The organism is Vibrio sp. T9, from assembly GCF_003123985.1.
Taxonomy (GTDB): domain Bacteria; phylum Pseudomonadota; class Gammaproteobacteria; order Enterobacterales; family Vibrionaceae; genus Vibrio; species Vibrio diabolicus.
Map to the genome: position 1 here is coordinate 838,672 of NZ_NIGY01000001.1, position 22,026 is coordinate 860,697.

A 22,026-nucleotide genomic window follows, 5' to 3' on the forward strand; every position below is an offset into this window, starting at 1 on the left:
TTGCTCTTACTACATGGTTACGGTAAGTGACAAACCATCGTACTTTGTGACTGCATAGCGTATTCGCGTTATATGATGAGCTTTATTTGTATCTACCAAGCGAGAAATGCGACCTTTGTTAATCCATACACTTAACATGGCGTCTGCACCGTCTTCACTCATTCCGAACTGTTTTGCTAGCTCAGATTGGGAAACCGTTCCTTTTTCGGCAATATATTGATAAAGCTCTTTTAAAATCATACGACTTGCGCCTCAAACTCGCCTTGATGTTTCTTGCCTACGCGCTTGAAAACACGGTACGTGCCAAAGAAAATCGCAATAATTGCGGCAATCCAAACGCCGCTGGTGATAGGGCTATCAGCGAAATGCATAAGCTGATGATAGAAAGTCGCACTCAAGTACGCGAGCCCCATTGTCCATACCGCTATAAAGCGCGCAAAGTTATTGCCGAATTCTCGAACATAGGCACCCATCGCAGCCACACAAGGAGTGTAAAGTAAGATAAAAATTAGGTACGCAAAAGCAGCATGACCAGAAACAAATTTCTCTTTTATGTTACCAAAGATCGATTCATCAATTTCTTGCTCCTCTGCGACTGCATGAGAATCTGCTAAATCACCGACGTCAATCCCCAGAGGATCAGAATAGCTCAGCCCTGCTAGGTTTTCAGGAATGCTCATCACCGCTTCTTCTAGGCTACCCATAAGATCAAATTCTGCATCCTCTCCATCGGTTGGCGTAGTGTATAAGCTGTTCAATGTGCCCACGACTGCCTCTTTCGCGAAGATACCAGTAATAATACCAACCGTTGCTGGCCAGTTATCCTCTTGAATACCAATTGGTGCAAACACTGGCGTCACAACCTGAGCGGCTTTTGATAGAACCGATTTATCACTGTCTTCATTACCGAATGTACCGTCAGTTCCTAGCGAGTTGAGGAAGCTCAAGATAGCAACAACCACAACGATGGTTTTACCTGCACCCAGTACAAACCGCTTAAGTTTTTGCCAAGTTTTGATCACGACGTTCTGCAACGTCGGAAGCTCATAGTCAGGCATTTCCATCACCAAACTATCACTGCTGCCAGGATACAGCGTATGCTTGAGGAACAAACCGGTAAACACCGCGGCGACAATACCAAGTAGGTAAAGTGCAAACACAATGTTTTGACCAGAGCCTGGGAAAAAAGCGGCAGCAAATAAAGCGTACACAGGTAAGCGAGCACCACATGACATAAACGGTGCCATCGACGCAGCCAACTTGCGCTCACGCTCTTGGTCTAGCGTGCGCGTTGCCATGATTGACGGAACGTTACAGCCAAAACCAAGAACCAAAGGGACAAACGCTTTACCCGGCAAGCCGATTTTCTGCATCACTTTATCAAGCACAAACGCAGCGCGTGCCATGTAACCCGAACTCTCAAGCACAGCAAGGAATAAGTACAAACACGCAATGACCGGGATAAAGGTCGCAACTGTTTGAATACCGCCGCCTAAACCATCAGCAATCACCGTAACTAGCCATACGGGGAGGTGACCATCTAATAAGTGGTGTCCACCATCAACCAGCAATGCGCCTACACCAATGTCAAAAAAGTCGATAAATGCACTACCGATGTTAATCGAGAACATAAACATCAAGTACATAACCACAAAGAAGAATGGGATCCCAATCCACTTGTTCAAAATAAATTGGTCGAGTTTTTCAGTCACGCTACGACTTAGCTTGCCTTCGCTTCGGCGAACTTTTTTACACTGTTCATGCAGGTATGTGTACTTGGTATCCGCGACATGCAAATCGATATCCAAGTCTAAAGTCGCAATGACTTCCAATACTTTGCTTCTATCAATATCGGAAAGGCTATTGAGAACCATCGTGTCTTTTTCAAGCGCACGAATCGCTAATGCACGATGGGCGACGGTTTGATCGTTAAAAAGTGCGGAAACAGTTTGAATCGCCGACTCCATCTTTTCACCGTAATGCAAAGATAGCTCTTTAAGCGCGACCCCTTGAACAATGGATTTATGAAGTTTTTCTTTAAACTCTGCAACTTGAGTTTTATTGGTTGCAGATAAACTTACTACAGGACAACCTAATGTTTTCTCAAGCTCTGAAACGTTAATCATTTGACGTTCACGTTTTAGTGCATCCATTTTGTTGAGAACAACAATCATAGGACGGCCAAGTTCGCGAAGTTGCAACGTCATATATAAGCTGCGCTCTAAGCTCGTGGCATCAACCACGTTGATAATGAGATCGGCAGGATGAGTTAGAACCGCACGCGATGCAATGGATTCGTCAATACTATTGCTATCATTACCACTGTCTAACGAGTAAATACCAGGAAGGTCAGTGAGCAAAAACTCGTCACCCGCATGTTTGAATTGTCCCGTTTTCTTTTCAACGGTGACGCCTGCCCAGTTACCAACTTGCTGTTTTGCGCCAGTCAAACCATTAAATAGCGTCGTTTTACCACTATTAGGATTACCTACGGTAAGCACTTGATATTGCATTACACTCGCTCCACTTCAATTTTCTGAGCAATGGTTTCTCGCAATGCGACAGACACACCACGGACTTCGACTTGTAAAGGATCGCCCATTGGAGCACGTCGAATCACTTTGACTTCTGTATTGGGAAGCAGCCCCATTACCATGAGTTTCTTTCTGATATCTGATGAAAGACCATCTAACAACCGAATCGTCACCGTATCGCCAGGATTAATCTCTGATAACTTCATAGTGGCCCTTAAGAGTATTGCTAATGAGAAATATTATTATTTAATAAGTTTAGGCTGCCAATATTACTCTCCTATAACCCTTCAATCCTTGTGTGAAATCAAAGATTTCATAAATGTTTTCATGCTTTCAAACGTCAACTCCGTAAATTTCCTCTCGTTATTTACGTCAAAATTAACAATTAAAAATCACGACCAATGAAATAAAAATGTCACAAACAAATGGTAAAGATAAAAATCCCCACACAAAACAACAGGTTAGATGAAATTTAAAACTTTGTCGTTTTTCTCATATCAACATGGCGTTATTTTTATAAGAAAAATAAGTGACCTCTCGTATAGTTACTCCATCGAGAGGGCTACCTCTCAAATGAATTCCAGAGGTGGCATGGCAACATGTCACTCCGGCAGCAAGCGAAGGTGTCATTGACACCCGTGGTATAGTCCCCCCGGCTATACCACGATATTTTTTTTCATCTCTCTCTAAACTCTTTATCTTATCCACCTTTCAGCACAGTTCTGTTTTCACGAATTTCGCATACCCCCACTACTCAAATGAACCAACGCACTCTAGATACAAAAATACAACCATTCATATATTTGTCGCCGTAGGTAAATCCGTCCTCTTAAGCCATGTATGGTTATAGCTAAGAACAGCGCTACTAACAGATAGAGCGTGACCGTGCTTACGTATTGAGAATGGATTTGTAGGCTAGATGTGATGAAGAAGCAATGAGAATCACTGCATTGGTAGCTCTAGCAATAGTAGAGCACTATAAGCAGCTCCCCAGTCTTTTGAATATTCACTAGGGAGTGTGTAATGAGGTTTTTTAGTTGGTTTCTTGGCTTTCTTGAGTCAAAGCAAACTTGGAAGGAGGCAAACCAAAATGCAATTTAAACTTTTGGCTAAAGTAAGAAGGATCATTAAAGCCGCAGTTAAACGCTACTTCGCTGATTTTCTCGCCCGCTAATAACTGCTCACACGCCGTTTCTAAACGAACTTCGGTTACATAATCTTTTAACGTTCTTGACGAGGCTGATTTAAAGCGCCTCTGTAAAGAGCGTTCTGACATGAACAGCATTTTAGCCGCTAAAGCAGTACCAAACTCAGGGTCATGGTAATGCTCAGCCACCAGCTGATAGACTTTTTGCAACCATTCTTTCTCTGGGGTCACTTTATCTTCGACGATAGGTTCAGACTCAAATTCTTGCAAAGATTCATCCACATAACTCATTTCCTTCGCAGTTGGCCATGTAATTTCGATTTTATTTTGAGCGTCGGAAGTAAATACCGCCAAGTATCCTCCACTCGTTGTCACTAACTGGGCAAGATGATCAATACTCAATTCAGAGTGGTTCATATTAGATGGACGCCCGGTCGTGACTTTATTAGGCAGTTGCGTCCCATAATCAAGAAAACTCAATGAAACAATATCATTGCCCTCTTCTAGCATGATTCTCACCGTTTGGCCTCGGAAAGAACGCTTGATGATATTGGCAAAAATGCTGTTGAAGATAACATCAAGGTTAAAGCTTTCCAGAGCAATTCGACTTGTTTTTCTCTCATCTTCAAGCTCCACCATAATCCCAGCCTTCGCAAAATCATCTTGCCATACATCAACCACCGATTGAGTTATCTGACTCAAATTGTAATTGTGACTACCGCCGCTAGCTTCGCCAGGAACACTTTTTAACTCATTTAATTGCCATGTCGTTTTCGCCAGATGATCTTCCGTAGCTGCATCCAAAGGTATGGGTAATTTTGACGCTATAAAATCCACACTGGACTTAATAGATTGCGCCACGTGATCAACCAACAGGTTTCTGACTTGAATCTGTTTACGTAGCTGTTGGTTACTCGTCAACAACACTCGGCTTTGATGCCTCAACTGGTTAGTTTTGAGTGTCACTTGCGCAGCTAAATCACGGTTAGCCTGTACAACATAGCGAGAACGCCAGTACATAAGTAGTGCAACCATGGCAATACTCGCGACCACAAAACCTAAAATTGCGAGTTGCGATAAATACCAAGGATTAAGCACAATAAAATACGACTCGAGCCCAACCAATCCAGCAGCGACTTGAGACTCATTACTTACCTGTAGGTGGTATTCACCGGAATTGAGATGCTCTAGAGTCAGTTGGCCTCCCTCTAGCGCTTGCCAAGGATCATCGCTATTCAATCGATAATACAAATTTTGGCTGTCTGGTTTTGGCATCACGCCAAATAAGAAACTTAGAGAAGAGCCATACGGTAATTTTATTCCATTCAAATCGGCGCTACCAACTTGTAGAACCTCGTTTTCAAGCACAACTTGGCTCACGATAAACTTCGACTCTGGAGGGTTGGACACAAGCAGCTTGGATGCTTCAGCTTTTACCAACCCGTATTTCGACCCTAGGACGAGCTCTCGCTCACCATCTTCTGTGTACTGTATAACACTGCAAATTCCTGGTAGAAACTCGTTGTTCATTAAGCCAGACGCCGATGAATAATGTTTCACTAATTCACCCGAAAGGTGGTAATAGCTTAATCCGACAGAAGAGGCTAACCACACACCTTGCCTGTCTCTGATCAAGCAAGCAGGTCGCGCGTTGGGCACACTCATTTCAACAACACGTTTCTCGTCACTTCCTTTAATCGTTTTAAAAACGCCGTAAGATGACGCAAACCACTGACTGCCATCAACCGCCGTGACCATGTCTAATGATTCACCAAACTTTTCGGAATAGCGGATGAACTGGATGTTTTCATTGCTGTATTGATAAACCCCATGATCGGTCCCTATCAATAGAGAATCTTCAGTGTCGTATAAACGCGTAACCTTAGCTGGTAAGTACTGACTTACTAGCCACTCACTTCCAAAGTTTCTTACGCTTTGCTTGGTTATATCAACATTATAAAGATGGTATCCACTTGATACCCAGAGACGATCATTACCATCTACAGTCACGTGCTCCACTGCGTGTCCAGCCATAACCTGTAAATAAGGAAATGTCACTTTGTTAAGACCATTCAACTCGAATATTTCGAGCCCTTTAGAGGTCGCAAGCCAAAGCATCCCACCTTGAAATGCAAATTCATTGATCTGCGAATCAAGCTCCAAGACTTTGATATTGCCACTCTCACCTGTCCGATAAAGCTTTCGGTCATCCGCGAACCAAAGCGCATCATCAGGTCCTGTGGAGCTTTGTCGAATTCGCCCTGATAAGGTTTGCGAGTCATAACTACTGAAGGTTACTCGTTCAAACTTTTTACTAAACAAGGAGTAATAACGAATGCCTTGGTTAGTCGCGATCCACATCCCTCCCATGTTGTCACTCAGTAGCGAATAGATCTTTGTATTATCCAGCTCCAGCTCAAGAAAGCTTGCAGGCTCGACTTCTGTCACTTCGCCTGACAAGAATGAGTATAAATACAGACCATGCTCAGTCCCCACCCAGTACTCTTGATTTGTCTCAGCGAAAGTCAATACATGAGAACCGCCAATCTTAATCACCTCTTTATCAGGTTGATAAATATTGAAAATTAATGCCCCACGCAACGTTCCTACCAGAATTTCTCTGCGCGTGTGTGAGTAGTAGATCTTTTCAATGTAGTTCTGACCTGAAGCGACTACATGGTCAAACTTATCTCCTTCTGAAAGATAAAAGCCAGAAGTTGTAGCAAGTGCCCACTTCTCTTCGAGCAGAACTGCATCGTTAATATAAACATAGCTATTGTTGCTATGTTGATAGAGCTGCAACAAAGAAAAGGACTTTAACTCGCTAGTATCGATGTTGTAAGTATAGAAATGTGCGCCATCACTAACCCAAATATAATCTTCAGAAGAACCGATTTTTCTTATTTGCGACCCGGGGTTTAAGCTAAAGACTAAACGTCTTTCTTGATTTGGATAAGTTTGGTACACCTCATTCTCAACAAAGGTCCAGAACGAGCCTTCATGATAAGCCAGTTGCTTGGCAGACGTTTGTAAAAAACTGCCTGATTTAGGTAGGATATTTTGGCCATCATAAAACAACACCCGCCCATGCACGTCGTGAATCCACAAGCCTCCTTGCTCACCCAAGAACAATTTTTTAGCCGCAATAAAAGTACCCTTAACCTGAGTCGGCAAAGGGTAAAAGATGGCATTCGCATTATGAAGAGCAAATGCTTGGAAAGATAGGAAAAAGCCCAACAAGACAAGGGCTAATTGGCGTAGCAAGACGAAAACCTTTTATATCAACTGTGCTCGGCGCTCACCGTCCATATCTTCTACAGCATGGACTTATACGGTTATTTTGAGCTGCTAATTATTGATAATGATATCTCAATTACTGTTTGAGAAAAGGCTCGCCTTGCCAAAGGTTGTAATTCTTACTACTGGATCACGTTAAAAGGACTATTCCTACACAACAACACTACTTAATCCGTCTTTTGGCTCAAGCACTGCTCAAAATTATTCGCCATATTGTTGAGAAAAGTAAAGTAACTGCCCGGTTTTGCTTCAATTGTGCTCCCTAATGGGTCAAGTTCTCCTTTGGCAACTTTACTACCTCGCATCACACTCTGAACGACAGCTGGAGTAAACTGAGGTTCAGAAAACACGCAAGCTACATCTCCTGAACTTAACTTTTGACGAATTTGGATTAAGGTTTTTGCTCCCGGCTTACGATCCGGGCTCACGGTGAAGTGCCCCATTTGATTTAACTCATAACGCTCTTCGAAATAACCATAAGCATCGTGAAACACAAAGTAACCTTTGTCTTTCACTGGCGATAATTTCTTCTTGATCTCTAGGTCCGTCTGGCTGAGCTCAGTTTCAAATTTTTTAAGGTTTTCTTGGTACTGTACTGCATTTTCCGGATCAAGTGATCCCAGTTGATTCACGACAGCCTTGGCAACTTGTTGTGCTTGACTTACACCTAACCAAAAGTGCGGATCATGTGAACCATGATCGTGGCCATCATGGTCATGGTTGTGCTCACTATCAAACTCACGCAAATCTAGATCTGGAATTTGACTAATAGTCAGAGTATTCGATCTGTCTGACACGACTTTTTCCAGAAACGGTTCGAGATCATGTCCGTACCAAATAACTAAATCAGCAGAAGCGATTTTCTTAACATCCGATGGGCGTAAAGCGTAATCATGGGGCGAAGTGTTAGACTGCAGTAATACATCTGGCGAAGTCACCCCTTGAGTAAGCTCTGTCACTAATAACTGAATAGGTTTGATACTCGTTAGTACCGTTACTGCGTGTGCTGGCAACGTTAGCATCGCTGACGCAGCAAGAATTAATGCTCTTTTCATAGTTTTACTTGGGATATGGTGTAGAAAGTGTGATAATGTTACATTATAACATTATTGATTTGCAAATGAGTTTCATTCATGTCTTCCTTAGTCCATCTTGAGCACTTATGCGTCGAGTTCGATGGCCGCAGAGTTCTCGATAACATTAGTATGGAATTACAAAAGGGCAAAATAACAACCCTAATTGGTCCCAATGGAGCGGGAAAATCAACGTTAGTCAAAGTCATTTTAGGCCTTCAAAAACCGACTAGCGGCAAATTAAACCGACAAAGAAAACTAAAAATCGGTTATGTTCCTCAAAAATTGAAACTCAATGACTCTCTTCCATTGAATGTCACCCGTTTTCTAAATTTAGCAGGAAAATACAGTAAACAAGAATGTATTGATGCATTAAGGCTTGTTGGCGCTGAGCATTTAATTAGTAGTAACATGCATCGCTTATCAGGTGGTGAAAACCAACGCGTATTACTTGCGCGTGCTTTGCTTCAACGCCCAGAGCTGTTAGTGCTAGATGAACCTGCGCAGGGTGTGGATATTCAAGGTCAAATCGATCTCTACGATCTAATTGAAAGCATTCGTCACCGATTCGATTGCGGTGTATTTATGGTGTCACACGACTTACATTTAGTAATGGCCAAAACAGATGATGTCATTTGTCTGCATCACCATGTTTGCTGTTCTGGTTCACCTGCCACGATTACTCAGCACCCTTCTTACATCGCGCTATTTGGAAATGCAGCGAGAGAATCGCTCGCGTTTTATCATCACGACCACGAGCATCATCATCACGATTTATCCGGAACGCCAGTAACTGGCGATGCGACATCATGCTCCAACCATAAACACGGACATCATCACCATGATTGAGTTTCTTCTACCTTCTATTCTTGCTGGTATTGGCATCGCGATCATTGCAGGTCCTCTTGGGTCATTTGTCGTTTGGCGCAAAATGGCTTACTTCGGTGATACCCTGGCACATGCTTCATTGATGGGTTTGGCATTAGGCTTTCTGCTCAACGTGAACCTTTATCTTGCCCTACTCGTTTGCTGTTTAGCACTCGCGGTATTGCTCGTGACACTACAGAAACAACAACTGGTCGCAACCGATACGCTTCTGGGTATACTCGCCCATAGTGCATTATCTGTTGGTCTAGTTTCTGTTAGTTTCTTGGATAATGTCCGTGTTGATCTGATGAGTTACTTGTTCGGTGACTTACTCGCAGTATCTCCGCAAGATCTGATGTTCATTTACGCAGGTGTCGTTGCTGTTAGTGTGTGTCTTTACGTTTTTTGGCGACCTTTATTGTCGAGCACAGTTAGTGAAGAGCTTGCTGCCGTCGAGGGCGTCAATACAGACTTAGTTAGATTGGTGTTAATGCTTATGGTAGGTGTTGTGATTGCCGTAGGAATGAAGTTTGTTGGGGCACTTATCATGACTTCTTTGCTGATCATCCCAGCAGCAACAGCACGTAAGGTCTCTTCATCACCAGAGCAAATGGCACTGTTCGCATCTATTATTGGCTCTGTGGCAGTACTAATGGGGCTTAGCCTATCATGGCACTTCGATACGCCGGCTGGCCCATCAGTAGTAATCAGCGCAACATCTCTGTTTATGCTTAGCCAATTTATTCGCCAAAAATCGTAAAAAGTACCTTGATACAAAAAAGCCTAGCAATAATTGCTAGGCTTTTTTAGCTTTAAGCTTCGAGTTGGAAATTACCAGCCCGTTACTTCACGTAGACCTTGGCCGATCTCTGCTAGAGATTTCACAGTCTTAACGCCCGCCGCTTCTAGTGCAGCAAATTTGTCTTCAGCAGTACCTTTACCGCCAGAGATAATCGCACCAGCGTGGCCCATACGTTTACCAGGAGGAGCAGTTACACCAGCAATGTAGGAAACCACTGGCTTCGTTACGTTTTCTTTAATGTATGCTGCTGCTTCTTCTTCTGCAGTACCACCGATTTCACCGATCATAACAATCGCTTCTGTTTCAGGGTCTTCTTGGAACAGTTTTAGAATATCAATGAAGTTTGAACCTGGGATTGGGTCACCACCAATACCAACACAAGTAGACTGGCCGAAACCTTCGTCAGTTGTTTGCTTAACTGCTTCGTAAGTTAGAGTACCGCTGCGAGATACGATACCTACTTTACCTTTCTTGTGGATGTGACCAGGCATGATACCGATCTTACACTCGTCAGGAGTGATAACACCCGGACAGTTAGGACCGATCATACGAACGCCAGTTTCTTCTAGCTTCACTTTCACGTCGATCATATCTGTTGTAGGGATGCCTTCCGTGATTGTTACGATTAGCTCGATGCCCGCATCAATCGCTTCTAGAATTGCATCTTTACAGAAAGGTGCTGGAACGTAGATTACTGTCGCTGTTGCGCCAGTTGCTTCTACTGCTTCGCGAACTGTGTTGAATACAGGTAGACCTAGGTGAGTTTGGCCACCTTTACCTGGAGACACACCACCAACCATCTGAGTGCCGTATGCGATAGCTTGCTCTGAGTGGAAAGTACCTTGACCACCAGTGAAACCCTGACAGATTACTTTAGTGTCTTTGTTAATTAATACAGACATTATTTAGCCTCCGCAGCAGCAACAACTTTCTGAGCAGCATCCGTTAGCGACTCAGCAGCAATGATATCAACATCAGAATTAGCAAGAACTTCGCGACCTAGGTCAGCGTTAGTACCTTCTAGACGAACAACAACAGGTACGCTTACACCTACTTCTTTAACCGCACCGATAATACCTTCTGCGATCATGTCACAACGTACGATACCACCGAAGATGTTAACAAGTACCGCTTTCACGTTGTCATCTGATAGGATGATCTTGAATGCTTCAGCAACACGCTCTTTCGTCGCGCCGCCACCTACGTCTAGGAAGTTAGCTGGTTTGCCGCCGTGTAGGTTTACGATATCCATCGTACCCATTGCTAGGCCTGCACCGTTAACCATACAGCCAACGTTACCGTCTAGTGCTACGTAGTTCAGTTCCCACTGAGCTGCGTGTGCTTCACGCTCATCTTCTTGTGATGGATCGTGCATTTCACGAAGCTTAGGCTGACGGTAAAGAGCGTTTGAATCGATGTTGATCTTACCATCAAGACATAGCAGGTTGCCTTCACCAGTAACCACAAGCGGGTTGATCTCAAGTAGAGCAAGATCGTACTGGGCGAACATCGTGCCAAGACCCATGAAGATCTTAACGAATTGTTTGATTTGGTCGCCTTCAAGACCAAGTTTGAACGCAAGCTCGCGACCTTGGTAAGCTTGTGGGCCTACTAGTGGATCGATTGCAGCTTTGTGGATAAGCTCCGGCGTTTCTTCCGCAACTTTTTCGATTTCAACACCACCTTCTGTTGAAGCCATGAAAACGATCTTACGGCTTGCACGGTCAACAACCGCACCTAGGTATAATTCGTTTGCAATGTTTGAAGCTTCTTCAACAAGGATTTTTGTAACTGGCTGACCGTTAGCGTCAGTTTGGTAAGTCACTAGGTTTTTACCTAACCACTTTTGTGCAAACTCTTTAACGCCTTCTTTTGTATCGTGCAGCTCTACACCGCCCGCTTTACCACGGCCACCAGCGTGAACCTGACATTTAACTACTTTCTTTTCTGTACTGATACGGCCTGCGGCTTCAAAAGCTTCTTGTGGTGTATCACACGCGTAGCCTTCTGGCACAGGCAAACCGAATTCTGCAAACAGCTGTTTGGCTTGGTATTCATGCAAATTCATTTCGATATTCCGTTTGTTTTTCCCTTAAGGGATTTATTATTTCCATAACGCTGCAGTCTTGGCTGCTTGTACGTCTGTAGGGTCTTCTCAAATCAATCCCTCATCACGAGTCCTCATGGTGTGGGATTCAAATGAAGGCCAGACGTTGAGCCAGTCTAGCCATTGAAATTTTTAACGTCTAGCTACCTACGATAACTAGACGTTTTAGCGATATTAAACGTCTAATAGGAGACGTGCTGGATCTTCTAGCAACTCTTTAATCGTCACTAGGAAGCCAACAGACTCGCGACCATCAATTAGGCGGTGATCGTAAGACAGCGCTAGGTACATCATCGGCAAGATTTCAACTTTGCCATCCACTGCCATCGGACGCTCTTGGATCTTATGCATACCAAGAATCGCTGATTGAGGTGGGTTGATGATTGGTGTAGACATTAGTGAACCGAACACACCACCGTTTGTGATAGTGAAGTTACCGCCCATTAGCTCGTCTACCGTTAGCTTGCCATCACGACCTTTGATAGCCAGTTCTTTGATGCCTTTTTCAACATCAGCGAAACCAAGCTTGTCACAGTCTTTTAGGACAGGTGTAACTAGACCACGTGGCGTTGATACCGCCATGCTAATGTCGAAGTAGTTGTGGTAAACAATGTCATCACCATCAATCGAAGCATTTACTTCTGGGTAACGCTTAAGCGCTTCTGTTACAGCTTTCACGTAGAAAGACATGAAGCCTAAACGAATACCGTGACGCTCTTCGAACTGATCTTTGTACTGCTTACGAAGGTCCATGATTGGTTTCATGTTCACTTCGTTAAACGTCGTTAGCATTGCCGTGTTGTTCTTCGCCTCTAGCAGACGGTTAGCGACTGTCTTACGCAGGCGAGTCATTGGAACACGTTTTTGGCTACGAGCCGCTGCCGGCACGTCAACCACTGCTGGTGCTTCTTCTTTTGGCGCAGTTTTAGCGTTCGCAAGATGCGCTTCAATATCTTCGCGCGTAATACGACCACCAACGCCAGTGCCTTTCACTTGGCTTGCTTCTAAGCCATGCTCAGCCAATAAACGACGTACTGCTGGGCTTAGTGCATCATTGCTTTCTTCGCTAAGCGCAGCTTTATGACGTTTATCAGGAGATGCTTCCGTACCTTCTGTTTTGTCTGCGGTAGGCTCACCTGCAACTGCACCTGGCTTCAATTTAGCAATGATTTGTTTAGAAAGTACTGTCGCACCTTCTTCTTCAACGATAGCTTCCAAAACGCCTGCTTCCGGAGCTGGCACTTCTAGCACGACTTTGTCTGTCTCGATGTCAACCAAAACCTCGTCACGCTCTACTGCGTCGCCTGGTTGTTTGTGCCATGTCGCTACGGTTGCATCAGCAACTGATTCAGGTAAATCTGGAACCAGAATTTCAATTGTCATATCTGTTTCTTCCTTTAACTTCTAGTTCTTAATTCGAAGTTTTTGAGTTCACGTTCAGAGCGTCTTCAACCAACGCTTTTTGTTGTTTCAAGTGCACCGACATGTAGCCAACTGCTGGCGAAGCAGAAGCTGGGCGACCTGCGTATTTAAGATCTGCACCTGCAGGAATAGCGGCACGGAAGTTGTGTTGGCTACAGTACCAAGCACCTTGGTTCTGAGGCTCTTCCTGACACCACACGAAGTCTTCAACGTTAGTGTATTGAGCAATCGCTGCTTGTACTTCTTCCATCGGGAATGGATAAAGCTGCTCGATACGCACGATAGCGACATCGTCTTGCTCGTTGTTACGGCGCTGCTCCAGTAGGTCAAAATAAACCTTACCTGAACAGAACACGACGCGTTTTACTTTGCTTGGGTCTAAATCATCTACTTCTGGAATTGCAGATTGGAATGTACCGTCCGCTAAGTCTTCAATTGTCGAAGTACATAGAGGATGGCGCAGCAAAGATTTTGGCGACATAACAATCAGAGGTCGACGCATTGGGCGTACAACTTGACGACGAATCATGTGGTATACCTGAGCCGGTGTTGAAGGAACTACAACCTGCATATTTTGCTCAGCACACAACTGAAGGTAACGCTCTAGACGTGCAGAGGAGTGCTCAGGGCCTTGACCTTCGTAACCGTGAGGTAGAAGCATTGTGAGACCACACAAGCGTGCCCATTTCTGCTCACCTGACGAGATGAATTGGTCAATCACAACCTGCGCGCCGTTGGCAAAGTCACCAAACTGCGCTTCCCAGATAGTCAAACCACCTGGCTCTGCTGTTGCGTAACCGTATTCAAATGCCAATACCGCTTCTTCTGACAGTACTGAGTCAAACACTTGGAATGGCCCCTGATTGTCATGAATATTCGCTAATGGAATGTACGTACTTGCATCTGTTTGGTTATGAAGAACCGAGTGACGGTGGAAGAAAGTACCACGACCCGAATCCTGACCAGAAAGGCGAATACGCTTACCATCATCAACTAATGTTGCATACGCCAATGTTTCGGCCATACCCCAGTCGATTGCTTTTTCACCGGTCATCATTGCTAGGCGATCGTTGTAAAGCTTATTAACACGGCTTTGCAGTTTATGGCTTTCTGGATACTGACAAAGACGATTACCCAACTCGATAAGACGCGTCTTGTCATATTTTGAATCCCACTCCATATCCCATTCATGCCCTAAGTAAGGGGACCAGTCTACAGAGTGCAACGCCATTGGACGCCATTCTTTAACCACCACTTCACCGCGGTCTAATGCGTCGCGGTACTCATTGACTAACTGAGTCGCTGTCTCGATATCTGATTCGTTTTTATCGATCAGAATATCCGCATACAATTTGCGTGGTGTAGGGTGTTTTTTGATTTTTTGGTACATCAAAGGCTGAGTCGCGTTTGGCTCATCGGCCTCGTTGTGACCGTGGCGACGGTAACACACCAAATCAATCACGACATCGCGCTTGAACTCGTTGCGGTAATCCAAAGCAATACGAGTAACAAAAGCAACCGCTTCTGGGTCATCGGCATTCACATGGAAGATTGGCGCCTGAACCATCTTCGCGATATCTGTACAGTACATCGTTGAACGCGTGTCACGAGGGTTAGACGTCGTAAAGCCAACTTGGTTGTTAATAACGATACGCACCGTACCACCGACTTGGAAACCACGAGCCAGTGACATGTTGAACGTTTCGGCAACCACACCCTGACCAGCGATTGCAGAGTCACCGTGAATAGTGATAGGAAGCACTTTGCTACCTTGATTATCACCCAAGCGATCTTGACGTGCTCGCACCGACCCCATGACTACTGGGTTGACGATTTCTAGATGCGATGGGTTAAATGCAAGAGCTAAGTGAACATCACCACCTGGGGTAGCAAAGTCGGCAGAGAAACCTTGGTGATATTTCACATCACCGGTGCCCCAAGTTTCGTCGTGTTTACCGGCAAACTCATCGAACAGATCTTGAGGCTTCTTACCAAGCACGTTCACCAGCATGTTCAAACGACCACGGTGAGCCATACCGATAACCACTTCACGCATCCCACTTGTTCCCGCGTGACGGATCAACTCTTTCGTCATCGGAATCAGTGCGTCACCACCTTCTAGAGAGAAACGTTTTGCACCTGGGAATTTCGCCCCGAGGTAACGCTCCAAACCTTCAGCGGCTGTTAGCTCTTCTAGGAATGTGCGCTTCTCATCTTTGTTGAATGATGGCTGGCCTACGACAGACTCAAGACGTTGTTGGATCCAACGTTTTTGCTCTGTGTCAGTCATGTGCATGTATTCAGCACCGATGGAACCGCAGTAAGTTTTGTTGAGGGCTTCATAGATGTCTTTCAACTTCATGGTTTCTTGCCCAACAGCAAAAGAACCTACGTTGAAAGTTTCTTCGAAGTCATCTTCGGTAAGATTATGAAAAGCAGGGTCTAACTCCGCCACGGTTGGGCGTTGCCATAGACCTAGTGGGTCTAATTCTGCAGCTTCATGTCCGCGGAAACGGTATGCGTTGATTAGCTGTAGAACTTTTACTTGTTTTGCATCGACATCTGGGTCACTAACTTGGACATTGTAATGCTTTGTTTCTCTAGCGAGTCGACGGAAGTAGTCACGGACACGTGAATGTGGTTGTTCTGCCACTTCTTCTGACGGCTTAGGTAAGCCTTCAAAAACACGTTTCCACTCCTCACTTACCAGATCGGGATCACTTAGATACAGTTCGTAGAGGTCCTCTACATACGTTGCATTGGCGCCAGCCAAGTGTGAAGACTCGAGCCATGCCTTCATCACGCCGTTGTGCATATTTTCCCTTAACCAGTAGTTTTCACGTTTGCTTCGGTCTTTGCCGAGCTATAAGAGCCGACCAGAACTAGTCGGCAATTTTTGTATTCTTTACTCGAAATATTCTTGAAGCAGTGAAGCGGTCATATCGGGTGATCCGCAACACTGCGACATTCCTAAGAGCGAGTAAATTAAACCGAGCGATTAACCAGCATCGACTTAATATGGCCGATGGCTTTCGTCGGATTTAATCCCTTAGGACAAACACTTACACAATTCATGATGCCATGGCAACGAAAAACGCTAAATGCATCATCAAGATCAGACAAACGTTCATCTGTTGCCGTATCGCGACTATCAATTAGCCAACGGTACGCCGCAAGAAGACCAGCTGGACCGATGAATTTGTCAGGGTTCCACCAGAATGATGGGCAAGACGTTGTACAACATGCACACATGATACATTCGTACAATCCATCTAAATGAGCACGATCATCAGGTGATTGTAGGTTCTCGCGTGATGGTGGTAATGCACCATCATCAATCAAGAATGGTTTAACTTTCGCATAGTTATCATAGAATTGTGTCATGTCAACGATAAGATCGCGCACGACAGGTAACCCTGGCAGTGGACGAATAACTATCTTATCGCCTTGTAGAGCAGATAACGGTGTGATACACGCTAGACCATTTTTACCATTCATGTTCAAACCATCAGAACCACATACCCCTTCACGGCATGAGCGACGGAACGCGATGCTTGGATCTTGCTCTTTTAGCAGAATCAATGCATCAAGCACCATCATGTCTGAGCCTTCGTCTACATCAAGGGTATACTCTTTCATGTAAGGCTTGGTATCCACATCCGGATTGTAACGGTATAAAGAGAAGTTCAATTTCATAGTCGTATCCTCCCTTTAGTATGTACGTACTTTCGGCGGGAAAGCTTCACGATGCGTTGGCGTCATGTTCACATCACGCTTAGTCATCGCTTCTGTTTCCGGGTTGTAGATAGAGTGGCATAGCCAGTTCTCATCATCACGCTCAGGGAAATCGAAACGAGCATGTGCGCCACGGCTTTCAGTACGGTAGTTAGCCGCTACGGCTGTAGAGAATGCTGTTTCCATCAAGTTGTCTAGCTCTAGACACTCAATACGTTGCGTGTTGAATTCAGAAGACTTGTCCGCTAGATGTGCATCTTTCAGACGTTCGCGAATCACTTTCAACTCTTCTAGACCCGTTGCCATTGCATCGCCTTCACGGAATACCGAGAAGCTGTTTTGCATGCAAGCTTGTAGGTCTTTACGGATTTGAACTGGATCTTCACCGCCAGTACTATTTTCCCAACGCATGGTACGCGCTAGAGATGCTTCAATATCAGATTCAGTTGCAGGGCGTGCCTCAGCTTGCGCTGCGAGCGTTTCGCCAAGGTGCAAGCCAGTCGCGCGACCAAACACGACCAAGTCTAGTAATGAGTTGCCGCCTAGACGGTTTGCTCCGTGTACTGATACAGAAGCAATCTCACCACATGCATATAGACCTTGTACTTCCATCTCGCTGCCGTCAGCCTTTTGCTTGATTGCTTGGCCAGACACTTGAGTCGGTACACCACCCATCATGTAGTGACAGGTTGGAATTACTGGAATTGGCTCTTTCACTGGATCAACGTGCGCGAAAGTACGAGACAGCTCACAGATACCAGGCAGACGTGACTCAAGCACTTCTTTACCAAGGTGATCCAACTTCAGCTTAATGTGTGGACCCCAAGGACCATCACAACCACGGCCTTCACGAATTTCGATCATCATTGAACGTGCAACTACGTCACGACCTGCAAGGTCTTTCGCGTTAGGAGCATAGCGCTCCATGAAGCGTTCGCCATCTTTATTTAGAAGGTAACCACCTTCACCACGACAACCTTCTGTTACAAGAACACCTGCACCAGCGATACCCGTTGGGTGGAACTGCCACATTTCCATGTCTTGCATAGGTACACCCGCACGCAATGCCATACCTACACCGTCACCAGTGTTGATGTGTGCGTTAGTGGTCGACGCGTAAATACGACCTGCACCACCTGTTGCTAGAATCGTTGCTTTCGATTTGAAGTAACAAATCTCGCCTGTTTCCATACAAATCGCAGTACAGCCCATTACGGCGCCGTCTTGGTTTTTCACCAAGTCTAGTGCATACCATTCCGAGAAAATGGTGGTTTTGTGTTTCACATTTTGTTGGTAAAGCGTATGCAGAAGCGCGTGACCTGTACGGTCCGCAGCTGCTGCTGTACGTGCAGCTTGCTCACCACCAAATTCTTTTGACTGACCACCGAATGGACGTTGGTAGATAGTACCGTTATCAAAACGAGAGAATGGAAGACCCATTTTTTCTAGTTCGATAACGGACTCAGGGCCATTTTTACACATGTATTCAATCGCGTTCTGGTCACCGATGTAATCGGAACCTTTAACGGTATCATACATGTGCCATTGCCAATCGTCTTTGTGCGAGTTACCCAGAGCAACGGTAATACCGCCCTGTGCAGACACAGTATGAGAACGTGTTGGAAATACTTTTGACAACAAAGCACATGATAGGCCTTGTTCTGAAATTTGTAGTGCAGCGCGCATACCTGCACCACCAGCGCCGATTACTACGGCGTCAAACTCACGAACTGGAATAGACACTTACGCACCCCACAGAATAAATAGACCAGAGAAGACATAGCCGAATAGCACGGCAATAACACCAAGTTGCAGTGCGCCACGAAGTTTCGCGCACTTAATGTAATCCGTTAATACCTGCCATAAACCGACCCATGCGTGGATCAGGATCGAGACAAGTGCCAACATGGTGAATACTTTAGTGAAGGTACCACCAAAGAATTGGGTCCAAGATGCGTAAGAGATATCTGAAAATGCACAGAAGCTAATCAGATAAATCGTGTATAGCGTCATAATGATTGCAGTTGCACGAATCAGTAGGAAATCGTGTACACCATTACGACCAAATGAAGATACGTGTTTTACCATACCAAGATCCCCGCCAATAATGATAATACTGCTGTTGCACCAAACGCGACTTTAGCGCTCATCGTGCCAGAATCTAGCTCTTCAAAGTGACCTAGATCCATCAACAAGTGACGGATACCACCTGCAATGTGGTAGGCAAGTGCAGTAAGAATTCCCCACAGGATGAATTTTACGAAGAAGCTATCGACGATGTCAGCGGCTTCCATAAAACCCATTGGGGATGACAGAGAAATGGACAGTAACCACAGTAGTATACCCACCGCAACAAACGTAATTACCCCAGACACACGGTGTAGGATGGATGCGATTGCTGTGATAGGAAAGTGGATGGTCTGTAAATCTAAATTAACAGGTCTTGACTTTCTTTCTTTCACGGGCTTGCTCACTCAGCTCCATTGAGCATTTATTGTTATAACCAATTTCAGCTTCCAAACGTACAAAAGTTAACATCTATTTAACAAATATCGCGAGTAACCACCCAGATAATTGTAAACAACTTGTTAACAATCGGAGTCCAGCAACAAACCTCACTCTTTGTTTCTAGCCCCGAATTTATAAGGATTTAACTAAAATTTTCTTAGCCAATATACGGCGAGCAACATTCTAATACAATTGGTGTAACAAATTATGCTACATAGAACAGATTTTTAACGATTTTCATGAGAAAAATCATAACAAGTGCACACAAAGATGGAGAAAAATTGACTTTAAGCTTTAACAACAGTACAAAAATGGCACATAAACATCCTGGACGGATTAAATAATAAACAAAGGAGATTGTTATGGCGGATAAGAAAGCGACCCTTCATGTTGAAGGTCAAGCGCCAATCGAACTGCCAATTATGGACGGTACGCTAGGTACACCTGTAATTGACGTTCGTAAGCTGGGAGCCAATGGTTACTTTACTTTTGACCCAGGTTTTCTTGCCACTGCATCTTGTGAATCATCAATCACGTACATCGATGGCGGCAAAGGTATTCTTTTGCACCGCGGTTTCCCGATTGATCAATTAGCCAATAACGCAGATTACTTAGAAGTATGTTACATCCTTCTTTATGGTGAAGCCCCTACCCGAGAACAATACGAGCAATTCAAGACGACCGTAACGCGTCATACTATGGTCCACGAACAAATCGCAAGCTTTTTCCATGGCTTCCGACGTGATGCTCACCCAATGGCAGTAATGTGTGGTGTAGTCGGTGCACTTGCAGCCTTCTACCACGACTCTCTTGACATCAACAACGACGAGCACCGCGAGATCGCGGCGTACCGTCTGCTATCGAAGATGCCGACACTGGCTGCAATGTGTTACAAATACTCTATCGGTCAGCCATTTATCTACCCACGCAACGATTTGAGCTACGCAGAAAACTTCCTACACATGATGTTCGCAAACCCTTGCGAAGAGTATGAAGTAAACCCTGTCGTTGCTCGTGCAATGGATAAAATCTTCACGCTACACGCGGATCATGAACAGAATGCGTCGACGTCAACTGTACGTCTAGCTGGCTCTTCTGGTGCTAACCCATTTGCATGTATTGCCGCTGGTATTGCATCACTTTGGGGACCTGCTCACGGTGGTGCAAACGAAGCGTGCTTGAGAATGCTAGAAGAGATTGGCAGCGTCGATAACATCCCTGAGTATGTAGACCGCGCGAAAGACAAAGATGACCCATTCCGCTTAATGGGCTTTGGTCACCGCGTTTATAAAAACTACGATCCACGTGCGACAGTAATGCGCGAAACGTGTCATGAAGTTCTCAAAGAGCTAAACATTCAAGACCCTCTACTAGATGTAGCAATGGAACTTGAGCGCATTGCGCTTTCTGATGAGTACTTCGTTTCTAAGAAGCTGTACCCGAACGTAGACTTCTACTCAGGTATCATTCTTAAAGCGATTGGTATTCCAGTTTCTATGTTTACGGTTATCTTCGCGATTTCTCGTACCATCGGCTGGATTGCTCACTGGAACGAAATGCACAGCGATCCACTGAACCGCATCGGTCGTCCTCGTCAGCTATACACTGGTGAGACACAGCGTGAGTTTTCTCCACTTCACGAACGTGAATGATCTTTTTAGTTAGAAGATAAACAAAAGGGTTGAGATTTTGTCTCAACCCTTTTTTCTTTTCAGCGTTTCACGATATGAATAGCGAACACTAAACCGGATTATCAATATCGATAAACTCGACATGTAGGCCGTATTCATCCGCTAGCCATTTTCCTAAAGCCTGAACACCATAACGCTCAGTAGCATGATGACCTGCAGCAAAGTAATGAATGTCCATTTCTCGCGCAGTATAGGTTGTACGCTCAGAAATTTCGCCAGAGATAAACGCATCTAATCCGTGTTGTACAGCAAGCTCAATAAAATCCTGCCCTCCACCAGTGCACCAACCGACCGTCTCAATCATCTTATCGGTATTCTCTGGCGCAATATGCAGTGGTTCTCTATCAAGAACTTGATTGATCTTGCTCGCAAACTCAGCACCAGACATCGGTTTTTTCAAGCGTCCAAACATGGCTACTGATTGAGGATGTCCTTCAAGTCCACCTTCTACTTCGATTTCAAGTAAGCGAGCTAATTCGGCGTTGTTGCCTAGCTCTGGGTGAATATCCAGAGGAAGGTGATAACCATATAAGTTGATATCGTTTTTGATCAGACTACGAATTCGTTTACCTTTCATACCACGAATTGGCTCAGGTTCACCTTTCCAAAAATAGCCGTGATGAACGAGTAATGCGTCTGCATTAAGCTCAATCGCTTTATCGATTAAGGCTTGAGAGGCAGTTACGCCAGTGATAATACGCTTTACGGCTGGCGTCCCTTCTACCTGTAACCCGTTTGGTGCGTAATCTTTAATTAACTGCGGTGACAGTTTGTCATTAAGAATCTGTTCTAGCTTTAAGTTATTCATTATTACTTCCAATTTCTAGCGCATGTAAACCTAAA

17 protein-coding genes are annotated in these 22,026 nt (G+C 44.8%); 3 read left to right on the forward strand and 14 right to left on the reverse strand.

The features are described 5' to 3' along the window. Nucleotides 1–9: 9 nt before the first annotated feature. The 5 genes from CBX98_RS03860 to znuA form a co-directional block, all read right to left on the reverse strand. Complete coding sequence (locus CBX98_RS03860) at nucleotides 10–240, reverse strand: FeoC-like transcriptional regulator (protein ID WP_109168612.1); 231 nt, start codon at nucleotides 238–240, stop codon at nucleotides 10–12. Then, nucleotides 237–2,513, reverse strand: a complete 2,277-nt coding sequence (gene feoB, locus CBX98_RS03865; RefSeq protein ID WP_109168613.1) for a Fe(2+) transporter permease subunit FeoB — start codon at nucleotides 2,511–2,513, stop codon at nucleotides 237–239. The genes CBX98_RS03860 and feoB overlap by 4 nt, the downstream gene beginning before the upstream one ends. Then, nucleotides 2,513–2,740 (reverse strand): FeoA family protein, encoded by a 228-nt coding sequence (locus CBX98_RS03870; protein WP_005382190.1) that lies wholly within the window; start codon nucleotides 2,738–2,740, stop codon nucleotides 2,513–2,515. Before CBX98_RS03870 ends, feoB begins: the two co-directional genes overlap by 1 nt. Before the next feature lie 827 nt (nucleotides 2,741–3,567). Then, nucleotides 3,568–6,945, reverse strand: a complete 3,378-nt coding sequence (locus CBX98_RS03880) for a helix-turn-helix domain-containing protein (protein WP_109168615.1) — start codon at nucleotides 6,943–6,945, stop codon at nucleotides 3,568–3,570. 200 nt (nucleotides 6,946–7,145) lie between these two features. Further along, complete coding sequence (gene znuA, locus CBX98_RS03885; RefSeq protein ID WP_109168616.1) at nucleotides 7,146–8,033, reverse strand: zinc ABC transporter substrate-binding protein ZnuA; 888 nt, start codon at nucleotides 8,031–8,033, stop codon at nucleotides 7,146–7,148. A gap of 78 nt (nucleotides 8,034–8,111) precedes the next feature. On the opposite strand from znuA, the gene znuC reads away from it, so the two are divergent. Then, nucleotides 8,112–8,900, forward strand: a complete 789-nt coding sequence (znuC, locus tag CBX98_RS03890) for a zinc ABC transporter ATP-binding protein ZnuC (protein WP_006742704.1) — start codon at nucleotides 8,112–8,114, stop codon at nucleotides 8,898–8,900. Next, entirely contained in the window at nucleotides 8,893–9,678 is a 786-nt protein-coding gene (gene znuB / locus CBX98_RS03895; RefSeq protein ID WP_005396067.1) for a zinc ABC transporter permease subunit ZnuB, read from the forward strand. The genes znuC and znuB overlap by 8 nt, the downstream gene beginning before the upstream one ends. A gap of 71 nt (nucleotides 9,679–9,749) precedes the next feature. Here the strand turns inward: znuB and sucD are convergent, their stop codons facing one another. The 8 genes from sucD to sdhC form a co-directional block, all read right to left on the reverse strand. Further along, nucleotides 9,750–10,622 carry a succinate--CoA ligase subunit alpha gene (gene sucD / locus CBX98_RS03900; protein ID WP_005382181.1) on the reverse strand — a complete coding sequence of 291 codons (873 nt, stop codon included), beginning with the start codon at nucleotides 10,620–10,622 and terminating at the stop codon, nucleotides 9,750–9,752. Further along, nucleotides 10,622–11,788: an ADP-forming succinate--CoA ligase subunit beta gene (sucC, locus tag CBX98_RS03905; protein WP_005393009.1), complete on the reverse strand. Its 1,167-nt coding sequence runs from the start codon at nucleotides 11,786–11,788 to the stop codon at nucleotides 10,622–10,624. Before sucC ends, sucD begins: the two co-directional genes overlap by 1 nt. Before the next feature lie 213 nt (nucleotides 11,789–12,001). Next, complete coding sequence (gene odhB, locus CBX98_RS03910) at nucleotides 12,002–13,210, reverse strand: 2-oxoglutarate dehydrogenase complex dihydrolipoyllysine-residue succinyltransferase (RefSeq protein ID WP_047009527.1); 1,209 nt, start codon at nucleotides 13,208–13,210, stop codon at nucleotides 12,002–12,004. Nucleotides 13,211–13,238: 28 nt separating this feature from the next. Next, complete coding sequence (gene sucA, locus CBX98_RS03915) at nucleotides 13,239–16,064, reverse strand: 2-oxoglutarate dehydrogenase E1 component (protein ID WP_005393014.1); 2,826 nt, start codon at nucleotides 16,062–16,064, stop codon at nucleotides 13,239–13,241. 170 nt (nucleotides 16,065–16,234) lie between these two features. Beyond that, nucleotides 16,235–16,945 (reverse strand): succinate dehydrogenase iron-sulfur subunit, encoded by a 711-nt coding sequence (locus CBX98_RS03920; RefSeq protein WP_109168617.1) that lies wholly within the window; start codon nucleotides 16,943–16,945, stop codon nucleotides 16,235–16,237. Nucleotides 16,946–16,960: 15 nt separating this feature from the next. Further along, the gene (gene sdhA / locus CBX98_RS03925) at nucleotides 16,961–18,727 is read right to left on the reverse strand and encodes a succinate dehydrogenase flavoprotein subunit (protein ID WP_005393016.1); all 1,767 of its coding nucleotides are present in this window, start codon (nucleotides 18,725–18,727) and stop codon (nucleotides 16,961–16,963) included. Then, a complete protein-coding gene (gene sdhD / locus CBX98_RS03930) occupies nucleotides 18,728–19,072 on the reverse strand; it encodes a succinate dehydrogenase, hydrophobic membrane anchor protein (RefSeq protein WP_005382169.1) in 345 nt (114 codons plus the stop codon). It abuts the gene before it with no gap. Next, entirely contained in the window at nucleotides 19,066–19,458 is a 393-nt protein-coding gene (gene sdhC, locus CBX98_RS03935) for a succinate dehydrogenase cytochrome b556 subunit (protein ID WP_017634811.1), read from the reverse strand. Before sdhC ends, sdhD begins: the two co-directional genes overlap by 7 nt. A gap of 396 nt (nucleotides 19,459–19,854) precedes the next feature. On the opposite strand from sdhC, the gene CBX98_RS03940 reads away from it, so the two are divergent. Further along, entirely contained in the window at nucleotides 19,855–21,144 is a 1,290-nt protein-coding gene (locus CBX98_RS03940; protein WP_005382163.1) for a citrate synthase, read from the forward strand. A gap of 88 nt (nucleotides 21,145–21,232) precedes the next feature. Here CBX98_RS03940 and CBX98_RS03945 read toward each other — a convergent pair whose 3' ends face one another. Further along, on the reverse strand, nucleotides 21,233–21,991 hold the full coding sequence (locus CBX98_RS03945; protein ID WP_005393019.1) for a Nif3-like dinuclear metal center hexameric protein: 759 nt from the start codon (nucleotides 21,989–21,991) through the stop codon (nucleotides 21,233–21,235). Nucleotides 21,992–22,026 lie beyond the last annotated feature (35 nt).

Coding starts and splice junctions, on each gene's coding strand:
- CBX98_RS03870 (WP_005382190.1), bottom strand. CDS start 2,740: ATGAAGTTATCAGAGATTAATCCTGGCGATACGGTGACGATTCGGTTG.
- CBX98_RS03940 (WP_005382163.1), top strand. CDS start 19,855: ATGGCGGATAAGAAAGCGACCCTTCATGTTGAAGGTCAAGCGCCAATC.
- sucA (WP_005393014.1), bottom strand. CDS start 16,064: ATGCACAACGGCGTGATGAAGGCATGGCTCGAGTCTTCACACTTGGCT.
- znuA (WP_109168616.1), bottom strand. CDS start 8,033: ATGAAAAGAGCATTAATTCTTGCTGCGTCAGCGATGCTAACGTTGCCA.
- CBX98_RS03920 (WP_109168617.1), bottom strand. CDS start 16,945: ATGAAATTGAACTTCTCTTTATACCGTTACAATCCGGATGTGGATACC.
- sucD (WP_005382181.1), bottom strand. CDS start 10,622: ATGTCTGTATTAATTAACAAAGACACTAAAGTAATCTGTCAGGGTTTC.
- CBX98_RS03945 (WP_005393019.1), bottom strand. CDS start 21,991: ATGAATAACTTAAAGCTAGAACAGATTCTTAATGACAAACTGTCACCG.
- sdhD (WP_005382169.1), bottom strand. CDS start 19,072: ATGGTAAAACACGTATCTTCATTTGGTCGTAATGGTGTACACGATTTC.
- CBX98_RS03860 (WP_109168612.1), bottom strand. CDS start 240: ATGATTTTAAAAGAGCTTTATCAATATATTGCCGAAAAAGGAACGGTT.
- znuB (WP_005396067.1), top strand. CDS start 8,893: ATGATTGAGTTTCTTCTACCTTCTATTCTTGCTGGTATTGGCATCGCG.
- odhB (WP_047009527.1), bottom strand. CDS start 13,210: ATGACAATTGAAATTCTGGTTCCAGATTTACCTGAATCAGTTGCTGAT.
- sucC (WP_005393009.1), bottom strand. CDS start 11,788: ATGAATTTGCATGAATACCAAGCCAAACAGCTGTTTGCAGAATTCGGT.
- znuC (WP_006742704.1), top strand. CDS start 8,112: ATGTCTTCCTTAGTCCATCTTGAGCACTTATGCGTCGAGTTCGATGGC.
- feoB (WP_109168613.1), bottom strand. CDS start 2,513: ATGCAATATCAAGTGCTTACCGTAGGTAATCCTAATAGTGGTAAAACG.